Below are 22032 nucleotides of genomic sequence, written 5' to 3' on the forward strand. Positions count from 1 at the left end.
TTAGTGAGTAGTTTTAAAAATTTTATAACATGTGAAGGTACAAAGCTTATGGATGGTGATGAGGAGTTGAGGTTCATATCCCTCAACTATCCTCAGGCCACAAGCGATAAGCCCTGGGAGCAGGAGAATGCAATAAAGACTATAAAGACGATGGGCGGCAGGGTCACAAGAACCTATGTCATACCTGTTTTCAACAGTCAGAATGAAAAATGGGCATACGTCACGGGAATTGATAAAAATAACAACCTCATATTTAATGAAGATGCCCTAAATGCCCTTGATAACCTGCTTTCGGTCTGTAATAAGCATGGAATCAGAGTGATAATCCCACTTGTGGATCATTGGCACTGGGTAGGTGGAATGGAGAGTTATGTTTGGATGGCAGGGCTCTCTGAAGGCGATACTCCAAGGAGAGGAACCTTCTATGAATGGGCGTGGAAATTTTTTACTGAAGAAAAACCGAGATGCTATTTCAAGCAGATGATAGAGCATCTTTTAAACAGAAAAAATACTGTTTCCGGTGTGATTTACAAGGAAGATAAGGCAATTCTATGCTGGGAGACCGGAAATGAGCTGGGTGGAAATCCAAATGCTCAGGAGAAGCATGATGCTGTGCTTACTGAGTGGACGAGGGATATTGTAGGCTTTATCAAAAGCATTGATTCAAATCATCTGGTTCTTGATGGCAGAATGTCCACCACAACAAGCAGCAGAAAAAGTGATAACCCATCAGATATTCTGGGGGCTCATTACTATGAAGGAGATTTTGCAAAGAGATGTGCGGATGAAACGGATATCATTCACTGCGAATCAGGAAAGCCCTATATTCTTGGTGAGTTTGGGACATATGTTGCTGCTGAACCCTGTAACCGCGTATTTGAAGAGGCTATGAAACATAATGCCAGCGGAGTTATGATGTGGAGCCTCAGGGCTCACAAGGACGGGTACGGATTCTATTTTCATGACGAGGATGGGTACTGGGCTTCATACCATTGGCCCGGTTTCCCGGCAGGAAGCTATTACGGAGAACGTGAGATTCTGCGAAGCATTTATGCCTATGCTCAGATTGTGAATAAAAATGCCACAAATTATGAAGAGGCGAAATGTATCCCTATTCCTCCACCGGAAACTGATGAAGCACCGCTTTTATATGAAGAGAGCTTTAAGGGAGGCAGTGTATCTGACATAAAATGGCGTGGCGTCGTGGGAGGCGCCTACTATGAAATTCAACGCTATGAAGGGATAGCGACTGATGATACAGATGATGAAAGCTGGGTAACAATAGCTTCTGAAAATGAAAAGGTATATGACAGCGGAAGAAACTGGGAGGATGACAGGGACTGCATCGCGGGCTTTAATGACGAAACTGCTTTGGACGGACGCACTTATTCCTATAGATTAAGAGCTTGTAATGACAGCGGTAAGGGCATTTGGTCCAATATAGTTACCGTGAAAAATGTCTGCCACAAGCTGGTTGATCCGCTTGACCTTATCACTGTTTCGATTGATGATCCCAATCCTACTGAGATTCGTCGCACCTACAGCAGTTTTCACAGCCTTTGCATAAAGTGCAGTGATGGAAAAATATTCAATAATTCTGAATTTGAAGAGGGTTATATTGAATACAGATCATCCATTCCTATAAAAAGTGTTAATGTGGAACTATGCGGCGACCCGGACAAAATCAGGCTTTGCGCATCAGAGGATGGAAATAGCTATGAAGAAATCAGGAATGTATCAAATATAAGTGATGAGAAACCATACTACAATTTCAGATTATTCCTGGCGCCCGGCAGTAATGAAACTGTGGAATCAGTGACATTTTTATATGAAAATAACGATTTTTCAAAAATGTAAACCGGATTAAAAAACAAATAAATCTTCACGAACTCCGTTTTTTCAGAGATACTATTGCGGATAGATAAGACGTATTGATACTATAAAGATATCTATTGAAATTACATGAATAGTCATTTTTTATTCATTATCCTGATCGTATGGAGGAAAAGTGCAATGAAGAGAAAAGAGTTCATGAAGAAGGCAGTAGGATGCCTCATAGCTGCATTGTTGATTACGGGATGTGGTGGAAACACACAAAATAGTCAGGGCAATACCGCTGATCAGAGTAAAAGTAGTGAAAATGTGTCTGAGAGCACAGAAAATACCACTGATAACGATACAGATAGCAGTGCGGAAGATGGTGGGAACAGTGTAACTACAGATTCTGAGAAAAGCACAGAAGCTCAGGCAGAGAGCTCAGACAGTGATGATATCTCCGGAAAATGGGTTCTTGTTTATACATCGTACCATTCCGAGTACAAGGATGGTGACGTATATGACAACATAACTATGGCGCAGGATGATGAAGCACTTAATGCCAGCTTTGATATACAAGAAAAAGACGGCAAATACATCACAAACCATAAATATGATTATTACGAGACTACGTTAAGAGTTTTTGGAAATGAGCTTATAAGATATGAAGAACCGGCATATGATGGCTGCGCAAACTCCAAGTGGTGCTATGGTTTTTCCGGATCAGAAGATGATGATGTACTAAAGAAAAAGCTTACAAGAGTAGATGATATGCTTCTTACGGCATATGAATACAGCTACGAGGATGATGAATACGGCTATAGCTCCGTTACAACGGATTACTATCTCAGAGAGGACTCTCCAAAGCTTAAGGATCAGGATTCACTTCGCTATTTTGATACAGTTACTGTGGATAATGCGGAGTCTCTGTTAAATGAAATCGGGAATAATAAAAAGATAATCCTCAAAGCTGGTGTCTATAACATGAGTGGTATTCCCAAAAATACGGTTGGAAACAAATATGTTCAAAATAGCGGTTATGACTATACGATAAGTGGTGTGTCTAATCTTGCTCTTGAAGCAGAAGATGGTGCTGAAGTTCAGATAGTTATTGGCGAAGCGTATAGCCCTGTGCTTAATTTTGATTATTGTTCGAATGTCAGACTTAAGGGGCTTACAGTAGGTCATGAGGTTGAACCCGGATACTGCAGTGGAAGTGTTTTGTATTTTCAAGGGTCAAGTGGCGTAAAGGTTGAAAACTGTAAGCTATACGGCTCCGGTACCTATGGAATAGAGGCCGATAGTTTGTATAATCTTGAGGTTGAAAATACCGATATTTATGAGTGTACATATGGCATGCTGAGTCTTCGGAACAGCGGTAATCTTAGCTTTAATAATTGCAAATTCCATGACTGCCGTGACATGTCCATGATATGTCTTTCATCGATGTATTCTATAACGTTTGAAAATTGCGAATTTACTGATAATGTTATCAACTCCAACAATTGCTATTTTGTTGAAATGTCAGAGTATGATGATGTGATTTTCAAGAAGTGTACATTTAAAGGAAATGAGTACAATAATTTCTCGAACTATAATGTGACTATGGAAGACTGCTCGGTAGAGGATACAGAGCGGGTTAGCGGTGACATAATTACTATGTCTGATATTAATAACTCAGTTGATCTGGTCGATTTATATGATAAGGCAGTTGCAAAACAATCTGAACTTGATAAAGAGATAAATGGTGATAAGGTTCTTGACCAGCAGACGCTTAATTCTCTGTCTTACGAGAAGTTCTATCTGTGGGATGCGCTTATAAACAAAATCTGGTCGTATCTTGGAGGCACATTGTCCGAAGAGGAAATGGAACAGCTCACACAGGAACAGCGAAAATGGATAAATGATAAAGAAGCAGCGGCCCAGGAAGCTGCAAAGCCCTTTGAAGGCGGCTCAATGGAGCTGATGATAGAATATGGCGTAGGTGCTGAGTGGACTCAGAAGCGAGTTGAATACCTGATTGATAAATATATCAGATCATAAAAAGCTGTATAGATTTTAGGTTTCTTCACTGCTTGCAAGAAAGAGGAATGTGGCGGTATACTAAATGCTGACTATTTTTTAAGGAAGTGTATTTGTGAGCGGTTTTAAAAAGAAATTATTTACTAAAATGGTACTTGGTGCCAAGTCATATAATGAAAAGCATAAGGAACATGCAAAGGGAGTGACTTTCTTTACACTTGGCGTCATTACTGTATTAAGTCTTTTGCTGTATATTCCGGAAAAGATTTTTGCAGCTATACGTAAAGTATTTGGCTTTTTGAGGAAAAAGGCTGTATATATAGCAGGTATTCTGGTTGTTGCTATCGTACTTGTGGCAGGATGGCGTCTGGTAACCAATATAAGAAGACAAAGTTCTGCCGATCAGGAAAATGGTTCTGTTTTGGCAGATAGCACTACTGATAATTCAGATGCAGTCAGCCTGGATGAGACCAAAGTAACTGATCAGGAAGAAAATACTTCACAGGCAGTTGAGCAGGAAGAAGAAACAGCACAGCCCACTGAACCTGAAGAAGAAACAGTACAATCCACTGCACAGGAAGAAGAAACAGTACAATCCACTGCACAGGAAGAAGAGACAGTACAGGCTGCTGAGCAGGAAGAAGAGACTTCTCAGGAACATGCGCAAATGCCTGATGATACAAAAGAAACTCCGCAAGAGCCTGAGAGTGAAGTAAAGACAGATGAAGAGACTAAGAGTGAAGAAAAATCAGCTGTAGTTACTAAAAATGAGGACGGGCAGGCAGGCCAAATTTCAGAAAAAGTTGAAACTTCCGATTCAAAATCAAACAAAACAGATACTGCGGAGGATTCGCAAGCAGCAAAGGCTGCGGAAGAGAAAATAAAGTCCTTTATGGAGGAGCACCCCGAGGCCGTTGGCTGGATTTCCATGGAGGATGAGACTATAAGCTATCCAATCATGCATACCGATAACAATGAAAAGTACCTTAGCATAGACAGCGACGGTAATGCTTCAGAAACAGGTGCGATTTTCCTGGACAGCAGATCTGCAGCGGACTTTGAAGACTCAAATTCCATAATTTATGGTCATAACATGAAGGATAAAACCATGTTTGGCAACCTTAGAAAATATCGGGAAGATCCCTCATATTATAACGATCATCAGTATTTTGAGATAATAACCCCTGAAGGAATCTATAAGTATAAGATTTTTGCTTATATGGATGTTCCGGATCATTATGTGATCTATGATTATGTAAGTGATGCAGCCAAGGCTTTTGTTGCTGACGCAGAGGCAGTCAGACGCAAATCCTATATGGATTCCGAGTTTCCTGTAAACAGTGACAGTAAAGTGATCACACTTTCTACATGCACAGCCAAGGATGAGCTTAGATTTGTAATACTTGGAGTTCGTGTGGAAGAGTGATGATAAGGTAGCAAAAGATGAATGTTTACGATTTTGATGGAACAATCTACTACCCTAACAGCACGATTGACTTTACGCTTTTTTGTATGAGAAGAAAGCCGGTTTTGTGCTTTATGTTCCTGCCGCGTTTGTTCATTGATGCAGTTTTGTATAAGATGGGTAAGCTCCCAAGCTATCTGCTTATGAGGCATCTGTTTACAATACTTGGTAAGGTGGATGATTTCGATGTCCTTATAGAAAAGTTTTGGGACAAAAATGAGAGAAAAATTTCACCCTGGTACCTTGACCAGAAGAAACCAAATGACCTTATTATAAGCGCTTCGCCGTCCTGCATAATCGAGCCTATTGCCAGAAGACTTGGGGTTAAGTTTGCAGCTACGGAGTTTGACAGAGAGACCGGAGTTTTTACTAATAACCTGATGTACGCCAAAGAAAAATCCAGATATATGATAGATAACGATCTTCCCTTTATAGAACATTTCTATTCGGACTCGTTATCGGATACGCCTATAGCGCTGTGTGCGGAGAATGCACATTTCGTTACAGATAAGGCACAGAGAGTTACAAACTGGCCTCATCTTGATCCCGATACCATGAAGAAAGTAAGAAAACAGATTGATACCGGTTGGAGGATTCATATTTAAAAATGTAGTTGAAATTTTGATGGATTTAGTTTACAGTAATTGTGTTGCACGACTGGCGGATGAGTGGGTAACCACAGGGGAGTGCAACTGATAATGATATGTCGACCGCCTGGGCAGCCGTGTGATATGGCTAGTTCAGGCGGTCTTTTTATTTCGAAAGGAGAGGCAATGGTTAATCTTGCTAATGAACTGAATTCAAATTCTTATCCGGGACGAGGAATTGTTATCGGAACAAGCGCTGATGGGAAGTACGCAGTAACTGCTTACTTTATCATGGGCAGAAGTGAGAACAGCAGAAACAGAGTTTTTGTAGAAGAGGGAGAAGGCATCCGTACAGAGGCCTTTGATCCTGCAAAGCTCGAGGATCCAAGCCTTATAATATATGCACCTGTTCGTGTGAGAGGTGATTATACCATCGTTACAAACGGTGATCAGACTGATACGATTTATGAGCTCATGGAGGCAGGACAGTCATTTGAAGAGTCACTTAGAACAAGGGAATTCGAGCCGGATGCTCCGAACTACACACCCAGAATTTCAGGCCTTATGCATATTGAGGATGGCAAGTACGACATCTCGATGTCAATTCTGAAAAGTGATCACAATGACCCTTCAAGCTGCCTGAGATTTACATATACTTATGAAAACCCTAAGGCAGGAAAAGGCTACTTTATCCATACCTACATGGGTGATGGAAATCCGCTTCCCAGCTATGAAGGCGAGCCTACAGAGGTAGAAATCAGCGGAGATATCGATGAGTTCACCAAAATGGTTTGGGAAAATCTTAATGATGACAACAAGGTTTCGCTTTTCACAAGATATATTGATATAGAAACCGGAAAATACGAGACAAGAATCATCAACAAGAATGTTAAGTAAAAATAGTGATTTAACTTTGCGATAATCAGTACAATGCAAAAGATCCTGGTTAAACGGATCTCAAAAAAGGAGAAAGAAATGAAAGAATTAGCTCTTAAATATGGATGTAATCCCAATCAGAAGCCTTCACGTGTTTTCATGGAGGATGGTTCTGATCTTCCTATAGAAGTATTAAACGGCAAGCCCGGTTATATCAATCTGCTTGATGCATTCAATGGCTGGCAGCTGGTTTCTGAATTAAAGGCTGCAACAGGAATGCCTGCTGCAACATCTTTTAAGCATGTATCACCTGCAGGTGCTGCTATCGGACTTCCGCTCACTGAGATAGAGAAAAAAATCTACTGGGTAGAGGATCTTGGAGAGCTTTCACCTATGGCAAGTGCTTATGCAAGAGCAAGAGGCGCTGACAGAATGTCATCTTTTGGTGATTTTATCTCTCTTTCAGATACTTGTGATGAGGATACTGCAAGACTCATTAAGAGAGAGGTTTCTGACGGAATCATTGCTCCGGGATATACAGATAAGGCGCTGGAGATTCTGAAGGCAAAGAAGAACGGAAACTATGCGGTAATTAAGATTGACCCTTCCTACAAGCCTGCAGCACTTGAGAAGAAACAGGTATTTGGAATAACCTTCGAGCAGGGGCATAATGATATAGTTATTGACGATAAGATGCTTGAGAATATTGTAACTAACAATAAGGATCTTCCTGATTCAGCTAAGAAGGATCTTTTGATATCCCTTATTACACTTAAGTATACTCAGTCCAATTCAGTATGTTATGTAAAAGGAGGACAGGCCATTGGTATCGGTGCAGGCCAGCAGTCCAGAATCCACTGCACAAGACTTGCAGGCTCCAAAGCAGATAACTGGTTCCTCAGACAGGCACCACAGGTTTTAGAGCTTCCTTTCCTTGATAATATTCGCAGAGCAGACAGAGATAATGCGATAGACCTCTATATCGGAGCTGATTATATGGATGTTCTTGCAGAGGGAAAATGGCAGAACCTTTTCAAAGTAAAACCTGCAGTATTTACTGAAGCTGACAAGAGAGCATGGCTTGATAAGAACACAGATGTTGCACTTGGATCAGATGCATTCTTCCCCTTTGGTGACAACATCGAGAGAGCTGCAAAAAGCGGTGTAAAATATGTAGCTCAGCCCGGTGGTTCAGTAAGAGATGATAATGTAATACAGGCGGCTAATGACCATGATATGGTTATGGCATTTACAGGAATGAGATTCTTCCATCACTAAAAAAGAAAAGTACCATCCTGGCTCTGATTGAGGAGGGTGGTACTTTTTTATATTATATTGTTATCTTACCGTTATTCTTACAGCGCCTTCTTTTCCATTCAGTCTTCCGGAAATAATTGTTTCACCGGGAGCAATGGCCTTAACTTTGCCGTTTCCATCAACTTCAGCAACACTTGTGTCTGAACTTTCCCATCTGATATTAGGGTTTTTGACCTTGGGCTTTGTCGCATATTTTATCTGAAGTGTATCGCCTACCTTAAGTTCTGTAGGCTTTGTGGTTACCCAGAAACCTTCTACATTTTTATTATTTTCTTTAGAATACTTTTTATCTACTTTGACTGTGATTATGGCTTTTCTTTTACCGGACTTTGTCTGTACGGTTATCTTGGCTGTTCCTTTTCTGTTTGTGTCTATTATGCCATCCTCGTCAACGTCTGCAACTCTTGGTTTGTTTGTCTTAAAGATCAGATCCTCCGGATCCATCTCGTCTCCACCGACGGTTGCAATTATCTCGATTTCTTTGTCCGGGCCGACTTTGATAGTTTTTTTAGTTGCTTTAGTCTTTAACTTTACCTCGACCTCATCATTTTCAGCTGCCTTGGCAACAGGAGCGGGCATAGCACCAAAACCAATGATAAAGGCTGAAGCCACTGCTACTATGGATATAAGCGTTTTGCTTTTGATTCCTGTTCTCATAAGATGGTTCTCCTTTCACAAAAACTATTATATTTCTCCTAAGACAATCATAACATAACGCCTATCAGCAGAATATTATGAAAATATGATTATTTTGTTTAAAATTGATAAAATTATTGATTTGTAACGAATTTACAATCTGAAAATCGTAATTTTGAAAAAGTCAAGCGATTACTGTCCTAGAAATGGGACAGCTTAAAGCGTATACTAAGAAAGTGATGATTTGGTGCCGTGTTTGTGCTTCTTTTTTAGACAGGCACCGTTTTGGAAATATAATCTTGTGGAGGAATAAAATGCTGCGCTTTATATTTGGAGCTTCCGGATCGGGTAAGAGTTTTCATATAAGACAGGAGATAATAGAACGAAGTATGGCAGAGCCTGCAAGGAATTTTCTTATAGTAGTTCCGGATCAGTTCACGATGCAGACGCAGCTTGACATAGTAAAGCAACATCCTATGCATGGAATTATGAACATCGATGTTGTGAGCTTTTCGCGCCTTTCACATAGGATATTTGAGGAAGTCGGACAGAGCCATGACAAGGTGTTGGATGACATGGGCAAAAGTCTGGTGCTTCGCCATGTGGCAGAGGATATCAGGGACAAACTGCCTGTAATCGGCGGTAGTATGCACAAAATGGGGTATATAGACGAGGTAAAGTCAACAATCTCTGAATTTATGCAATATAGCATAGAACCTGAGATGTTGGATGATATCATTGGTGCCTGCGAAGGAAAGGGCGCTCTTAAAGCCAAGCTCGAAGACCTTAAGCTGCTATATGCTGAGTTTAAGAAATACATTAAAGGCAGTTATATAGCGCAAGAGGAACTGCTTGACGTTTTATGCAGGGCAATTCCATCATCTAAGCTTGTGAAGGATAGTGTTATAGCTTTTGACGGGTTTACCGGATTTACACCGGTTCAATACAAGGTTATTTTACAGCTTTTGAAGCAGGCTTCTGAGGTGATTTTTTCCTGTACCATTGGGCATGGAGAGGATCCATTTGTATACGATAGGAGCGCGGAACAGGATTTGTTTTTACTAACTAAAAAAACAGTCCACGATCTTTTGCGCCTGGAATATGATAATGAGAAAAATAGTGATCCTTCGAGTGTGCCTGATTTTGAGCGTTGGATGGAATACTATATTAAGGGCAAGTATATGATCCTTGCAGATAATGATATGGGAAGGCATGCACAGAACCCAGAGCTTTCTTTTCTTGAAAAGAGGCTCTTTAGGTATGGTAATGATCTATATGAGAATCCTTCTGAAAAAATAGGGATTCTTGAAGCCGATACCATTACTTCTGAGGTTCAGATGGTTTTTTCCAGAATAAGGAGTCTGATAAGAGATAATAAGAATTTACATTATAGAGATTTTGCCATTGTCTGCGGAAGTCTGGAGAGATATGAGACTATTATCTCAGAAGAGGCAGGCAAATACGAGATACCTGTTTATCTTGATCAGACAGGTAAGATTAAACTCAATCCGCTCATTGAAGCGATAAGGAGTGCGCTTCTTACGGTTACTACAAAGTATAGCTTTGAATCAGTTTTTCATTTTTTGAGAAGCGGTCTTTCCCCGCTTTCTTCAAATGAAGCAGATAAGCTTGAGAATTATGTAAGAGCTCTTGGTATCCGTGGAAATAAGGCGTGGAATAGCAGCTTTGAGCTTGTTCCCGGGCAGATTATGCGGAGACTTAAAAAGCATCAGGGGCAGGATAATGATAGTGATGTAACTGAAGAACTCAAAAAGCAGTACCTTGACGAGATAAATTCTTTAAGAGAAAGGGTGGTATCATCTCTTTCAATGCTTTTTAATGCAGAAGGAGGAACGGTACTGGATTATTCCAAAGCTCTTTATGATTTCCTGAGTGAGTTAAATGCACAGCAGAAGATTGCTGCGTATGAAGCATATTTTCATGAACAGGGAGATGAGATTAGGGCAAAAGAGTATTCTTCCATATTTCGTAAGGTTATAGCACTTCTGGATCAGGTGACAGCACTCATGGGGGATGAGAAGCTTACCTGGAAGGAGTACTCTGACATCCTTGATGTAGGATTTGGCGATATAGAGATTGGCACTATACCACAGAGTGTTGACAGGATTGTGGTTGGGGATATCGAGAGAACAAGACTTAATGAGGTTAAGGTTCTTTTCTTCCTTGGGGTCAACGATGATCTTATCCCTAAATCAGCAGGGACAGGGGGGATTATTTCGGATATCGAGAGACAATACCTGGCGGAATCACTTACAGATATAGAACTTGCGCCTACCCCAAGGCAACAGATGTATATTCAGAGGCTCTATCTTTACATGAACCTCACCAAGCCCTCAGACAGGCTTTATCTTTCATTTGCGCACTTGGATCCTGATGGCAAGAGTATAAGGCCGGCTTATCTTATTGGCAAAATAAAAATGCTTTTCCCGGGGACTCCAATAGAGTGTTTTGACGACAGTGCAGATAGCGAGATTATCCAAACTGTTCAGAACGGCATGGATTATGTTGCAGCTCATCTTCAGGACTACTCCAGAGGGTATCTTGGTGAGACTAATGAGAAGATTTTTAGTACATTGTTCCATTCACTGATGAAGTCAGGATCCGATAAAAATGAAGCTATAGATGAAAAGAATGATGTAACTTCGGAAAGCAACAGATATGAGCCTGACAAAAGAAATTGCAATTCAGAGAGCAACAGGGGCAGGCTTATAAAGATGGTAAATGCTGCAGGAACCGGATATATCCACAAACCTTTATCTGAGGCTGTTGCTTCAATGCTTTATGGGAATTTCCTTGTGAATTCCGTGAGCCGGTTAGAGAAATTTGCCGGCTGCTCATATGCACATTTTCTGAGATATGGTCTTGGGCTTGATGACAGGGAAGAGTTTTCATTTGACCAGTCGGATCTTGGAACGGTGTTTCATGGTGCGTTGGAGACTTTCTCAAGAAAACTTGAGGAAGAAAATCTTACCTGGAATTCATTTGATAAAGAGCAGGCTGAGAGGATAATGGACGCAGCATTAAAAGAATACACCGCAGATTATAACGGAAATATTCTTGAGAGCAGTAAACGCAGTGAGTATCTGATGCAGAGAATAAAGCGAATACTGTTAAGAAGTGTTGATACTCTGCAATATCAGCTGAATAAAGGTTCATTTGTTCCAAAAAGCATGGAAACTTCATTTGATGAGGCAGGAGATATAGATGCAATAAATATAAGCCTTACTGAGGATGAGCGCGGTCGAATCCTGCAAAAGATGAAGCTGACAGGACGAATTGACAGGATAGATACCTGTGAAGATGCAGATCATGTTTATCTTAAGATTATAGATTTTAAGTCAGGTAACAAGAAATTTGAATTGTGTTCATTATATTATGGACTGCAGCTACAGCTTGTAATGTATATGAATGTTGCCAGAAGTATGGCTGAAACTGCGAATAAAGGCAAAGAAATAGTCCCGGCAGCAATTTTATATTATCATCTGACAGATCCTGTGCTGGATGGAGAAAATGTATCACCTGATGATACTGATGAAGATATAAATGGCATGATAAGACAGAAACTTAAGACAAGAGGTCTTATTCGGGCAGATAGAAGTGTTGTAGAGCTCCTGGATAGGGAGCCGGGTAAGAGTTCGGATGTGATTCCCGTTAAGTTTAATAATGATGGGGACTTTAGTAAGACCGGGTCTGATGTTATGTCTGCAGATGATTTTGAGGATGTGTCCAGGTATGTAGAGCATCTTATTAAAAAGAGCGGAAGAAGCATTATTCATGGTGATATAGCTGTTAACCCATATTCACAGGGAAACAGGAATGCATGTGAATACTGCAGCTTTAAGTCTGTGTGCGGATTTGATAATGCTGTTCCGGGTTACGAGATGCGAGAGCTTCAGAATAAAAATAATGATGAAGTGTTGGAACTTATCCGTAATGATTTGGCGAAATGAAGAGCCGGTTTCTGAGTGAAACAGGGCTTTTGATAAACAGAACAATTATTGAGGTATGATAATGGGATTTACCACTGAACAACAAGCAGTTATAGATGCAAGAAATTCAAATGTGCTGGTTTCTGCAGCCGCAGGGTCGGGTAAGACTACTGTGCTCGTAGAAAGAATAATCCAGAGAATAACAGGAGAAAACCCTATAGATATAGACAAACTCCTTGTGGTTACATTTACCAAGGCAGCAGCAGCTTCAATGAAGGAGAAGATTCTGGCAGCTATACAGAAAAAATTGGCTGAGAATCCTGATGATAAACATTTGCAGAGACAGGAGACTCTGGTTCATGGGGCCCAGATCACAACTATTGATTCGTTTTGCCAGTACATAATCAGGAATAATTTCAATGATATAGGACTGGATCCTTCATACAGAGTGGGCGATGAGGGAGAAATGCGTCTTCTTCAGGCAGATGTAATGGAGGAACTGCTTGAGGACAGGTATACGGAAGGAAATGGGGATTTCCTTAACTGCATGGAGTATTTTGCTACGGGCAGCAGAGATGAGGGAGTAGAAGAATACATATTAAGTCTGTATAAGTATGCTATGAGTATGCCATTTCCGGAGAAATGGTTATCCGAGAGAGCAGAGGACTATTCTGTTAAAGAGGAAGACTTTGAGGCAGAGCCCTTTGTTAAAATGAGTAAGAGACTTATAAAGAATAAAATCGCTGAATCTATTCAGAATCTGTCTATGGCTCTTGCTATTTCAAATGAACCGGACGGTCCGTACATGTATGCGGATCTTTTGGAGATTGAGTTGGAGCAGGCGCAAAAGCTTGTTGCAGCTACAGAGGAGAAAAGCTTTGACGAAATCAGGGCTTCAATCATTAATGCAAATTTTGCCAGACTTTCAGGCAAAAAAGATGATTCTGTTAACAAGGATAAGAGAGAGCAGGCTAAAAACTATAGAAACCAGGCAAAGAATGTAATAGAGGACCTTCAGAATAACTATTTTGCAGAGGATAAAAAAACTATCTGTGAGCATATGGAGTTTGCCAAAAAACCTGTGCAGATACTGGCAGGACTTGCAAAAAGCTTTAAAGAGAGATTTGATGAAAAGAAAAGAGAAAAGGGTATCATAGATTTCGGTGATATGGAGCATCTTGCCCTTCAAATCATATTAAATGGCGGAGCAAAACAGTACAGGGACTTTTTTGAAGAAGTAATGATAGATGAATATCAGGATTCTAACGATGTGCAGGAATGCTTGCTATCAGCTATCTCGGGAGAGTCAGAAGCGGTCTACAACAGATTTATGGTTGGGGATGTGAAGCAGAGTATATATAAATTCCGCCTTGCAAAGCCGGAAATATTCATGGATAAGATGGAAAAATACTCATGGGATGATGGAGATTCCCAGAGGAAGATTTCCCTTCATAACAATTTTAGAAGCAGATCTCAGGTACTTGATTCAGTTAATTTTGTTTTTGAGCAGGTTATGGGTGAGGATCTGGGGAAAGTAAGCTATGACGAGGATGCAAGACTTGTGACAGGAGGATCTTTTACGGACTCGGGAGCTGATGATGAGAACTTTGCTACAGAGCTTTTGCTTGTAAATACTAAGGGGGCTGCATCTGATGAAGCCAGAGAGATTGAGGCAAGAGCGATAGCACTTCGCATCCGGGAACTGATGGAGAACGGAATAGTCTCAGGCGATAATGGAGAGCTTCGCAAGGTCAGATATGGAGATATCGTTATACTTCTTAGAACTAATAAGGGATGGGATGAGACTTTCAGAAAGGTATTGGCAAGCAGAGGGATACCTGCGTATGTGGAATCCAGAACGGGCTATTTTTCAGCTACCGAGGTGGTTACCGTTCTTAATTTTCTGAGAATATTGGATAATCCCAGACAGGATGTAGCACTTGTTGGGGTAATGCATTCTGCCATAGGGGAGTTTACTGATGAAGAGCTGGCTTTGATAAAGGCCTATGATAAGCATATGGATAATGAAAGGCTTGACAGTGGCAGCTTCTATGACATTCTTACGAGGGTGGTAAGCACAGATGTCGAGGCTTTGAAAGAGGGAGTGGTAATTCCGGATGATTTATTGAATAAGATAAAAGATTTTGTGGATTTAATAGATGAGTATAGGATAAAAGCTGAATATTTGCCTGTAAATGAGCTTATAAGAGATATTTTGGATGAAACACATTATGGAGAATATTGTGCATCTATGCCTGGCGGGACAAAGCGTTTGGCAAATCTTAATATGCTTAAGGAAAAAGCAGCTGATTATGAAAAGACCAGTTTTAGCGGAGTTTTCCACTTTGTAAGATATATAGAACAGCTTGAGAAGTTTGAAGTTGACTATGGTGAAGCCAATGTATTGGATGAAAATGCAGACGTAGTGCGCATTATGAGCATTCATAAGAGTAAAGGGCTGGAATTCCCTATCGTATTCCTTTCAGGAATGGCGAAGAAGTTTAACTATATGGATGTAAATAAGTCAGTAGTTCTTGATGTGGATTTTGGAATAGGAACTTTTGCTATAGATCTTCAAAAGCGAATAAAATATAAAAACCTGAGAAAGACCATTATGGGTGAGAGCATGAAGATGGATATCCTTGGTGAGGAGATGCGTATCTTGTACGTAGCTATGACGAGAGCTAAGGATAAGCTTATTATGACCGGACAGACGAAGCTTAATGAAGGCGATAAGCCTAAAAGCGGGGAGCTTGGTACGGAGCTATTGAAGTATTCATCTTACAGAAATATTAAGGGTAATGAGGAAAAACAACCTTATTTACTGCCATTTTATCTGCGAAACGGAGCTGATTGCTATCAGGATCTGATTCTTATGGCACTTTCAAGACATCCTGTTTATGAAGAGCTTTGCAATGCAGGGGGCGTATCTTGCGATCAATTGAAAGAAGAGAGAAAACTGACACCATTTGTTTTCAGGATCATATCGCCTGAAGAACTTACAGCTGAAGAAATAGGAAGTGAAGTTACTTCAGAGATTAGATTAAAGAGGCTCCTGACAGGTGATATTGACTCTGACATATCTGTTGATGCATCTGTTATGAATATGTTTGATGACAGGTTTAGCGATACATATGCATTCAAGGCATTTGATAAGCTATTTGTAAAAACGACAGTTACAGAGCTTAAGAGAGCACAGCTGGAGCAGAAGGATGAACCCGCTCATGTGATCTATGACGAAGAAGAGATAGTTCCGGCCTTTGTAGGAAAGAAAGAACAGAAAGCACAAGGTGCGGCAAGAGGAACAATTTATCATAGGGTTATGGAGCTTTTGTACGAGTCTGACAAAATAACCCCGGATTCAAAGATAAACAGGTTGCCTGAATGGATAAAGGAGATGGAGTCTGAAGGAAGGATTCCGGACAATGCTTCTGAGACCGTAAATCCTGCTGATGTTCGAAAATTTTATGATAGTGATGCCGGAAAACGAATGAGGGCGGCCTATGATAATGGAGGACTCCATAGAGAATCTCCATTTATGATGGGGATTAGTGCGAATAAAATTAATGAGGAATTCCCTGAGAGCGAACTTGTGTTGATTCAGGGAATAATAGATGTATGGTTTGAAGAAGGGGAAGATATCGTCCTTCTGGATTATAAGACAGATAAGGTTAAGGAAGGCAGAGAGCTGGCAGAGAAGTATAAGATACAGCTTGACTACTACCAGGAAGCACTTGAGAGGATAACGAAAAAAAAGGTGAAGGAGAGAATCATCTACTCCTTCACCCTTGGTGAAACGATATCTGTTTAATTGCTTAAGCTGCTGTATTGAACCTTGCTCGAACATCCTCTTCGTTTGCCATATATCTGATTCTCTTGAGGGCATGTCTTACTGCAGGAATACTGATAAGTGCAACGGTGATAATACCTTCAGTACCGATGTAAAGGCCATTATAAGCAAGAGAGTATGTGAAAGGCTTCATGCCGTAGTCAGCTGCGTATTGGCCAAAGAAAATGACTCCTGAGAGAACTGAGAAAAACAGGCGTCCTATAATACCGGTGATATAGCCATTTATCATACCAAACTTTTTGTTTTGGAATAAGCCTGAGAGACCAAGGGCTCCGAAGGCAAGAATGTAGTCACATATAAGCTGAGGGATGCTTATGATATATGGACCTGTTATCAGCTGAAGAAGGCCATATGCCAAAGCAGATGTAATACCTGCTCTTAAGCCATATAAGTATCCGACAAATGTTATGAAGAACATTGAAAACAGTGTAATTGAACCTCCCATGGGCATCTCAAATACTTTTATCATGGAAGTGACCATGGAAAGTGTTACGCACATTGCAGCAAATACTAACTGTTTAACTGAAAAGTGGTGCTTTTGATCCTGGCCGGTGAAAAAGCATGCTGCCACCAGTGCGAGAATGAATAAAACGACGAGCAGACCATAGCCTGCAGATGTGAGTTCATAGGTATCTTCTACCTGTGTTAAGAATAATGACATGATAAAACCTCCTCGTATTTCCATGCTACGGGGAGGTTTTGTATTTACCGTTAATCAAAATGCGACTATAGATAAATGCTTCCTTACGCCGGTATTACCCGGTTCAAGTAATAAGGGTCGATGGAAAATTCCATCATCTCAGCAAAGCTCCCCTAGCAAAATGGTATTATGAATTTTTTATTCGACTTAATTTAATGCTATTTTTGGTCAATTGTCAACAGCTTATCAAATAATAAATATTACAGAAGCGGAATGCCGTTCTGTCTGGCGAACTCAGTATAGTCCTCAGCCCAGAGAGAGCACTGAACTTCTCCGATATGTGCTTTTCTGAGGAAGAAGAGGCACAGTCTTGACTGACCGATACCACCGCCTATTGTATAGGGAAGTTCTTTGTTCAGAATAGCCTTCTGGAAGGGCAGCTCTGCACGCTCTGTGCAACCTGCCTTTTCGAGCTGTGTCTTAAGTGAGTTCTCGTCTACGCGGATACCCATTGATGATAGCTCAAGAGCAATGTCAAGAACCGGATAATAAACAAGAATATCACCGTTGAGTGCCCAATCATCATAGTCCGGGGCTCTGCCGTCATGCTTCTCACCGGAGGCTAGAAGATCTCCAATCTGCATGATAAATACGGCACCTTTTTCCTTGGTGATAAGGTATTCACGCTCCTTAGCTGTTTTTCCGGGATACATATCCTCAAGTTCCTGTGATGTAATGAAGAAAATGTCATGAGGTAAAATCTCTTCTATATAGTCATATTGAATTGACATGTATTTCTCGGTTTTTCTAAGAACCTTATATATAGTACGAACGGTTTCTTTCAGAAAATCAAAATTACGATCTTCTTTACTGATAGCCTTCTCCCAGTCCCACTGGTCGACGAATACAGAGTGTATATTGTCAGGAATCTCATCTCTTCTGATAGCGTTCATATCAGTATAGAGACCTTCACCAATCTTGAAGCCGTATTTCTTAAGGGCGTAACGCTTCCATTTTGCCAGGGAGTGTACAATTTCGGCTTCTCGTTCGTTCTCTTCACGGATATCGAAAGCAACAGGACGCTCAACGCCATTAAGATTATCGTTAAGTCCTGATTCGGGTGCCACAAATAACGGGGCGGTAACACGAAGCAGGTTCAGATTCTCAGAAAGTGTATTCTGAAAAAAGTCTTTGACTGTTTTGATACCGACCTGTGTATCGTGGAGGTTTAATGCTGACGTGTAATCCTTGGGAATAATTAGATTTTCCATAACCTTGCTCCTCTTTAAAAACTTTACTTAATTAAAGCGCTTTTTTATTCTACATGCAAGAAAAAATTTTCATTGTCAAATTCCGGGAGCTCAGTTTTTGAAAAAAAATATTAATTTTCACAGGATAATTTGGAATTAATTTTCAGGGAAAAGCCCAAAGATAAGCAGACTTAATCGTTTTAAGAAAATCTTAAGAAATTCATAAGAAAACCTACAATATTTTTTCAGCTTTTTGAGATATAATCTCTTTCAAGTAAGGAGATTAAAAGCTATGGAAATTAAGAAAATTATCAAATTAACACCGAATCAGGTAAAGGATTTTGTTAACGCTGCAACTAAGTGCGATTTCGACGTAGATGTATCTTACAATCGTTTTACTGTGGATGCTAAGTCAATTCTTGGTGTGTTTGGACTTAACTTCGACTGCCCGCTTACAGTAAGATATCGTGGTCATAACCAGGACTTTGAGGCATATCTTAGCCAGCATGCAGTAGCTTGATTATAAAGGACTAATCAGTAATATTTTTTATCTGAAATACGGGCTCCCCATGATATACTGTCATGGGGAGTTTTTTATTCAATAGGAAATGCCTTCGGATTTCCTATTGAATAAAAAGCGCTCCGCTAAGGATGCGACTGGTGCGCAGATGAATTTTGCAAGCTAAAGCTTGCGCGCACCAGCGCGCAAAGAGTCGCGAGCGACTCTTTGTTCTGATATTATGAGGAAATTTCTCCGAAATTCCTATATCATAAAAACGCTCCGCTGTGGATGCGCACTCGCACGATAAGGAATGATATGAAAAATATTAAAATATCGGTCAGAACTCTGGTTGAGTTTTTATTACGGTCAGGGGATATAGACAACAGAATACATCATGCTCCCGATACTGCCATGCTGGAGGGTGGAAGAATTCATCGAAAAATCCAGAAAAGTATGGGTGCGGAATATCAGGCGGAAGTCCCGCTTAGCTTTTCACATATAACTGAAAATTACACATTGACAATAGACGGAAGAGCCGATGGAGTCATGGAGAGGAAGGATAAGCCTCTTCTCGTTGATGAGATAAAAGGGACTTATCGCGATCTAAAGAACATTAAGGAAGCAGATTATGTTCACCTTGCACAGGCCAGATGCTATGCGGCGATCATTTCCAGACAGAAGGATCTTGAACAGATAAGTGTCAGGATTACATACTGCAATATTGATACTGAGGAAATAAAGATCTTCGAAGAAAACCTGTCCAGACAGGAGATAGATGAGTGGTTTGATGATCTTCTTAATATGTATCACAGATGGGCAATGTACCTTTCCACGTGGGATGATATTAGAAGAGACTCCATTCATTCTATGGAATTTCCGTTTACTTATAGGGAAGGACAAAAAGAGCTTGCTGCGGGTGTGTATCGGACAATTTACCATGGGAAAAAGCTGTTTATGGAGGCTCCAACCGGTACAGGTAAGACCATCAGTACTATTTTTCCGGCTGTTAAGGCTATCGGTGAGGAGAAAGCTGAAAGAATTTTCTATCTGACAGCTAAGACCATCACAAGAACCGTAGCAGAGGATACCTTTGAACTTTTAAGGAATGAGCAGGGACTAAAGTTTAAGACGGTTACACTGACCGCCAAGGATAAGATATGCTTCCTTGAAAAGGCAGACTGCAATCCTGTGAAGTGTGCCTACGCTGAGGGGCATATGGACAGGATAAATGATTGCATATATGATCTGCTCATGCATTCTGACAGCTTCGATAGAGATGCGATTATCAGTTATGCCAATAAACACAGAGTATGTCCTTTTGAATTATCACTGGATATGAGCCTTTTTGCTGATGCGATAATCTGTGATTATAACTATGTTTTTGATCCTTTTATATATCTGAAAAGATTTTTTGCCGGAGGAAACACCGGTGACAATATTTTCCTTATAGATGAGGCCCATAATCTTCTTGACAGGGGCAGAAGCATGTACAGCGCTGAGCTCTATCTTGAGATGCTTCTTGGGTTTGAATCGCTTATTTCGGGGGCACATCCCAGAATAGCGGGTATAGTACGCAACCTTTCCGATGAAATGGAAAAGCTTATGGTCAGTGAAGGTGCTTGTGAGGTACTTGAAGATATCAGCCCTGTTTTGCAGAGACTAAACCTCCTTCAATCTGTAATATCAAAATGGCTTGAAGAGCATGCTGAGGGGATGTACAGAGATGAAATACTTGAATTTTATTTTGAGATAACCAGGTTTTCAAACATATATGAACTTATTAACGATAAGTATGTGATTTATTCTGAAAATAGTGAAGAGGATGGATTTAAGATCAAGCTCCTTTGCGCTGATCCTTCCGATAATCTGGCAAATTGTATGGGGCGGGCTAAGTCGACTATCCTGTTTTCAGCGACTTTGCTGCCTATACAATATTACAAGAAGCTACTTGGAGGTAAGCCCGAGGATTTTGAGATTTATGCGCACTCTGTATTTGACAGTACAAAATGCGGAAGACTTGTAGCCTGTGATGTCACAAGCAAATACACACGAAGATCGGAAGATGAATATCGAAAAATAGCGTCCTATATTGACAGTATTGTGAGCGGGAAAAACGGTAATTATCTGATTTTCTTCCCCTCCAGAGCATTTATGGATGAGGTCGGGTACATTTATGAACAGGAATACTATGACGAGAACAAGGTAGAGATTCTTGTTCAGAATGAAACGATGTCCGAGGAGGAGAGGGAGGAGTTTCTTGGAAGGTTTACAGCAGGAAATGATATAGATCTGCAAAGTCTTATAAATATGGACATTGAGGTTGAACCTTCTAAGAGTGTGCTGGGATTCTGTGTTATGGGAGGAATTTTCAGTGAAGGTATTGATCTGAAATATGATAGCCTCATTGGAGTTATCATAGTAGGTACCGGCATTCCACTCGTATGTAATGAGAGGGAGATCATTAAGGATTTCTTTGAATATTCAGGAGAGGACGGATTTGACTATGCCTACAGATATCCCGGAATGAACAAGGTTTTGCAGGCAGCAGGCCGTGTTATCAGAAGTGAGAAGGACTTCGGAATCGTAGCACTTCTGGACGAACGTTTTTTACAGAAATCATATTATGAAATGTTTCCACGTGAATGGAAAGGTATTATACGCACATCGACCGGCAGAGTCAAAAATGATGTAAATGCGCTCTGGAAGCGGATTGAGCATGAATTATAAGTGGAAACTATCATATTCAAAAGATTATTTTGCAACTAAAATTATCTTTGGGTTAACATAATATAATAGGTATATGAAATTATGTTAACCAAACATTTTTCAAAACAATTCGAATTATTGGAAAAATAATGGCGATATCTAGACAATTCATAGTGCTCATAAAAGGAAAATGACACATATGTACATGTGGATAACTCTGTGGAAATTGGGGATATTCCGAAAACGATGTTTCTCAAATGCGCATAAAATGGCAATATCTGATGGTTTACGATATTAATCCACAGATAATCGAAAAAACAATACGATACTATCATAGTCAATAAAACTATGTTAACCATTATGCATATGTGACATGCGTGTCATGAGATTTAAATTATTGCGTCAACCATCGGAAA

13 protein-coding genes and 2 riboswitches are annotated in these 22032 nt (G+C 40.4%); of the genes, 10 read left to right on the forward strand and 3 right to left on the reverse strand.

The features are described from left to right. Window positions 1–3: 3 nt before the first annotated feature. The 6 genes from ACHCNF_RS14620 (at window position 4) to ACHCNF_RS14645 (ending at window position 8043) form a co-directional block, all read left to right on the forward strand. Entirely contained in the window at window positions 4–1857 is a 1854-nt protein-coding gene (locus ACHCNF_RS14620; protein WP_408070476.1) for a cellulase family glycosylhydrolase, read from the forward strand. Window positions 1858–2013: 156 nt separating this feature from the next. Continuing rightward, window positions 2014–3858 carry a right-handed parallel beta-helix repeat-containing protein gene (locus tag ACHCNF_RS14625; RefSeq protein WP_408070477.1) on the forward strand — a complete coding sequence of 615 codons (1845 nt, stop codon included), beginning with the start codon at window positions 2014–2016 and terminating at the stop codon, window positions 3856–3858. A gap of 94 nt (window positions 3859–3952) precedes the next feature. Beyond that, window positions 3953–5263 carry a sortase domain-containing protein gene (locus ACHCNF_RS14630; RefSeq protein ID WP_408070478.1) on the forward strand — a complete coding sequence of 437 codons (1311 nt, stop codon included), beginning with the start codon at window positions 3953–3955 and terminating at the stop codon, window positions 5261–5263. 17 nt (window positions 5264–5280) lie between these two features. After that, on the forward strand, window positions 5281–5907 hold the full coding sequence (locus ACHCNF_RS14635) for a haloacid dehalogenase-like hydrolase (protein WP_408070479.1): 627 nt from the start codon (window positions 5281–5283) through the stop codon (window positions 5905–5907). Between the two features lie 38 nt (window positions 5908–5945). Then, a riboswitch (ZMP/ZTP riboswitch) is annotated at window positions 5946–6029 on the forward strand. 4 nt (window positions 6030–6033) lie between these two features. Beyond that, entirely contained in the window at window positions 6034–6786 is a 753-nt protein-coding gene (locus tag ACHCNF_RS14640; RefSeq protein ID WP_408070480.1) for an IMP cyclohydrolase, read from the forward strand. A gap of 78 nt (window positions 6787–6864) precedes the next feature. Continuing rightward, window positions 6865–8043, forward strand: coding sequence for a phosphoribosylaminoimidazolecarboxamide formyltransferase (locus ACHCNF_RS14645; RefSeq protein ID WP_408070481.1), 1179 nt, complete (start codon window positions 6865–6867; stop codon window positions 8041–8043). 60 nt (window positions 8044–8103) lie between these two features. Here the strand turns inward: ACHCNF_RS14645 and ACHCNF_RS14650 are convergent, their stop codons facing one another. After that, window positions 8104–8739 (reverse strand): Ig-like domain-containing protein, encoded by a 636-nt coding sequence (locus tag ACHCNF_RS14650; protein WP_408070482.1) that lies wholly within the window; start codon window positions 8737–8739, stop codon window positions 8104–8106. Between the two features lie 293 nt (window positions 8740–9032). On the opposite strand from ACHCNF_RS14650, the gene ACHCNF_RS14655 reads away from it, so the two are divergent. Continuing rightward, window positions 9033–12689 (forward strand): PD-(D/E)XK nuclease family protein, encoded by a 3657-nt coding sequence (locus ACHCNF_RS14655; protein ID WP_408070483.1) that lies wholly within the window; start codon window positions 9033–9035, stop codon window positions 12687–12689. 61 nt (window positions 12690–12750) lie between these two features. After that, window positions 12751–16479, forward strand: a complete 3729-nt coding sequence (gene addA / locus ACHCNF_RS14660; protein WP_408070484.1) for a helicase-exonuclease AddAB subunit AddA — start codon at window positions 12751–12753, stop codon at window positions 16477–16479. Between the two features lie 4 nt (window positions 16480–16483). Here the strand turns inward: addA and ACHCNF_RS14665 are convergent, their stop codons facing one another. Together ACHCNF_RS14665 and asnA are read right to left on the reverse strand one after the other, a co-directional pair. Beyond that, window positions 16484–17179, reverse strand: a complete 696-nt coding sequence (locus ACHCNF_RS14665; RefSeq protein WP_408070485.1) for an energy-coupled thiamine transporter ThiT — start codon at window positions 17177–17179, stop codon at window positions 16484–16486. 63 nt (window positions 17180–17242) lie between these two features. Beyond that, window positions 17243–17343, reverse strand: a riboswitch (TPP riboswitch). Between the two features lie 75 nt (window positions 17344–17418). After that, window positions 17419–18429 (reverse strand): aspartate--ammonia ligase, encoded by a 1011-nt coding sequence (gene asnA, locus ACHCNF_RS14670; protein ID WP_408070486.1) that lies wholly within the window; start codon window positions 18427–18429, stop codon window positions 17419–17421. A gap of 271 nt (window positions 18430–18700) precedes the next feature. Here asnA and ACHCNF_RS14675 point away from each other — a divergent pair, with 271 nt between their 5' ends. Next, window positions 18701–18928: an HPr family phosphocarrier protein gene (locus tag ACHCNF_RS14675; protein WP_408070487.1), complete on the forward strand. Its 228-nt coding sequence runs from the start codon at window positions 18701–18703 to the stop codon at window positions 18926–18928. Between the two features lie 297 nt (window positions 18929–19225). Next, window positions 19226–21637 (forward strand): ATP-dependent DNA helicase, encoded by a 2412-nt coding sequence (locus ACHCNF_RS14680; protein WP_408070488.1) that lies wholly within the window; start codon window positions 19226–19228, stop codon window positions 21635–21637. Window positions 21638–22032 lie beyond the last annotated feature (395 nt).

Origin of the sequence: Butyrivibrio sp. NATIVEDY162 (genome assembly GCF_045999815.1) — a bacterium.
Lineage (GTDB): Bacteria > Bacillota > Clostridia > Lachnospirales > Lachnospiraceae > Butyrivibrio.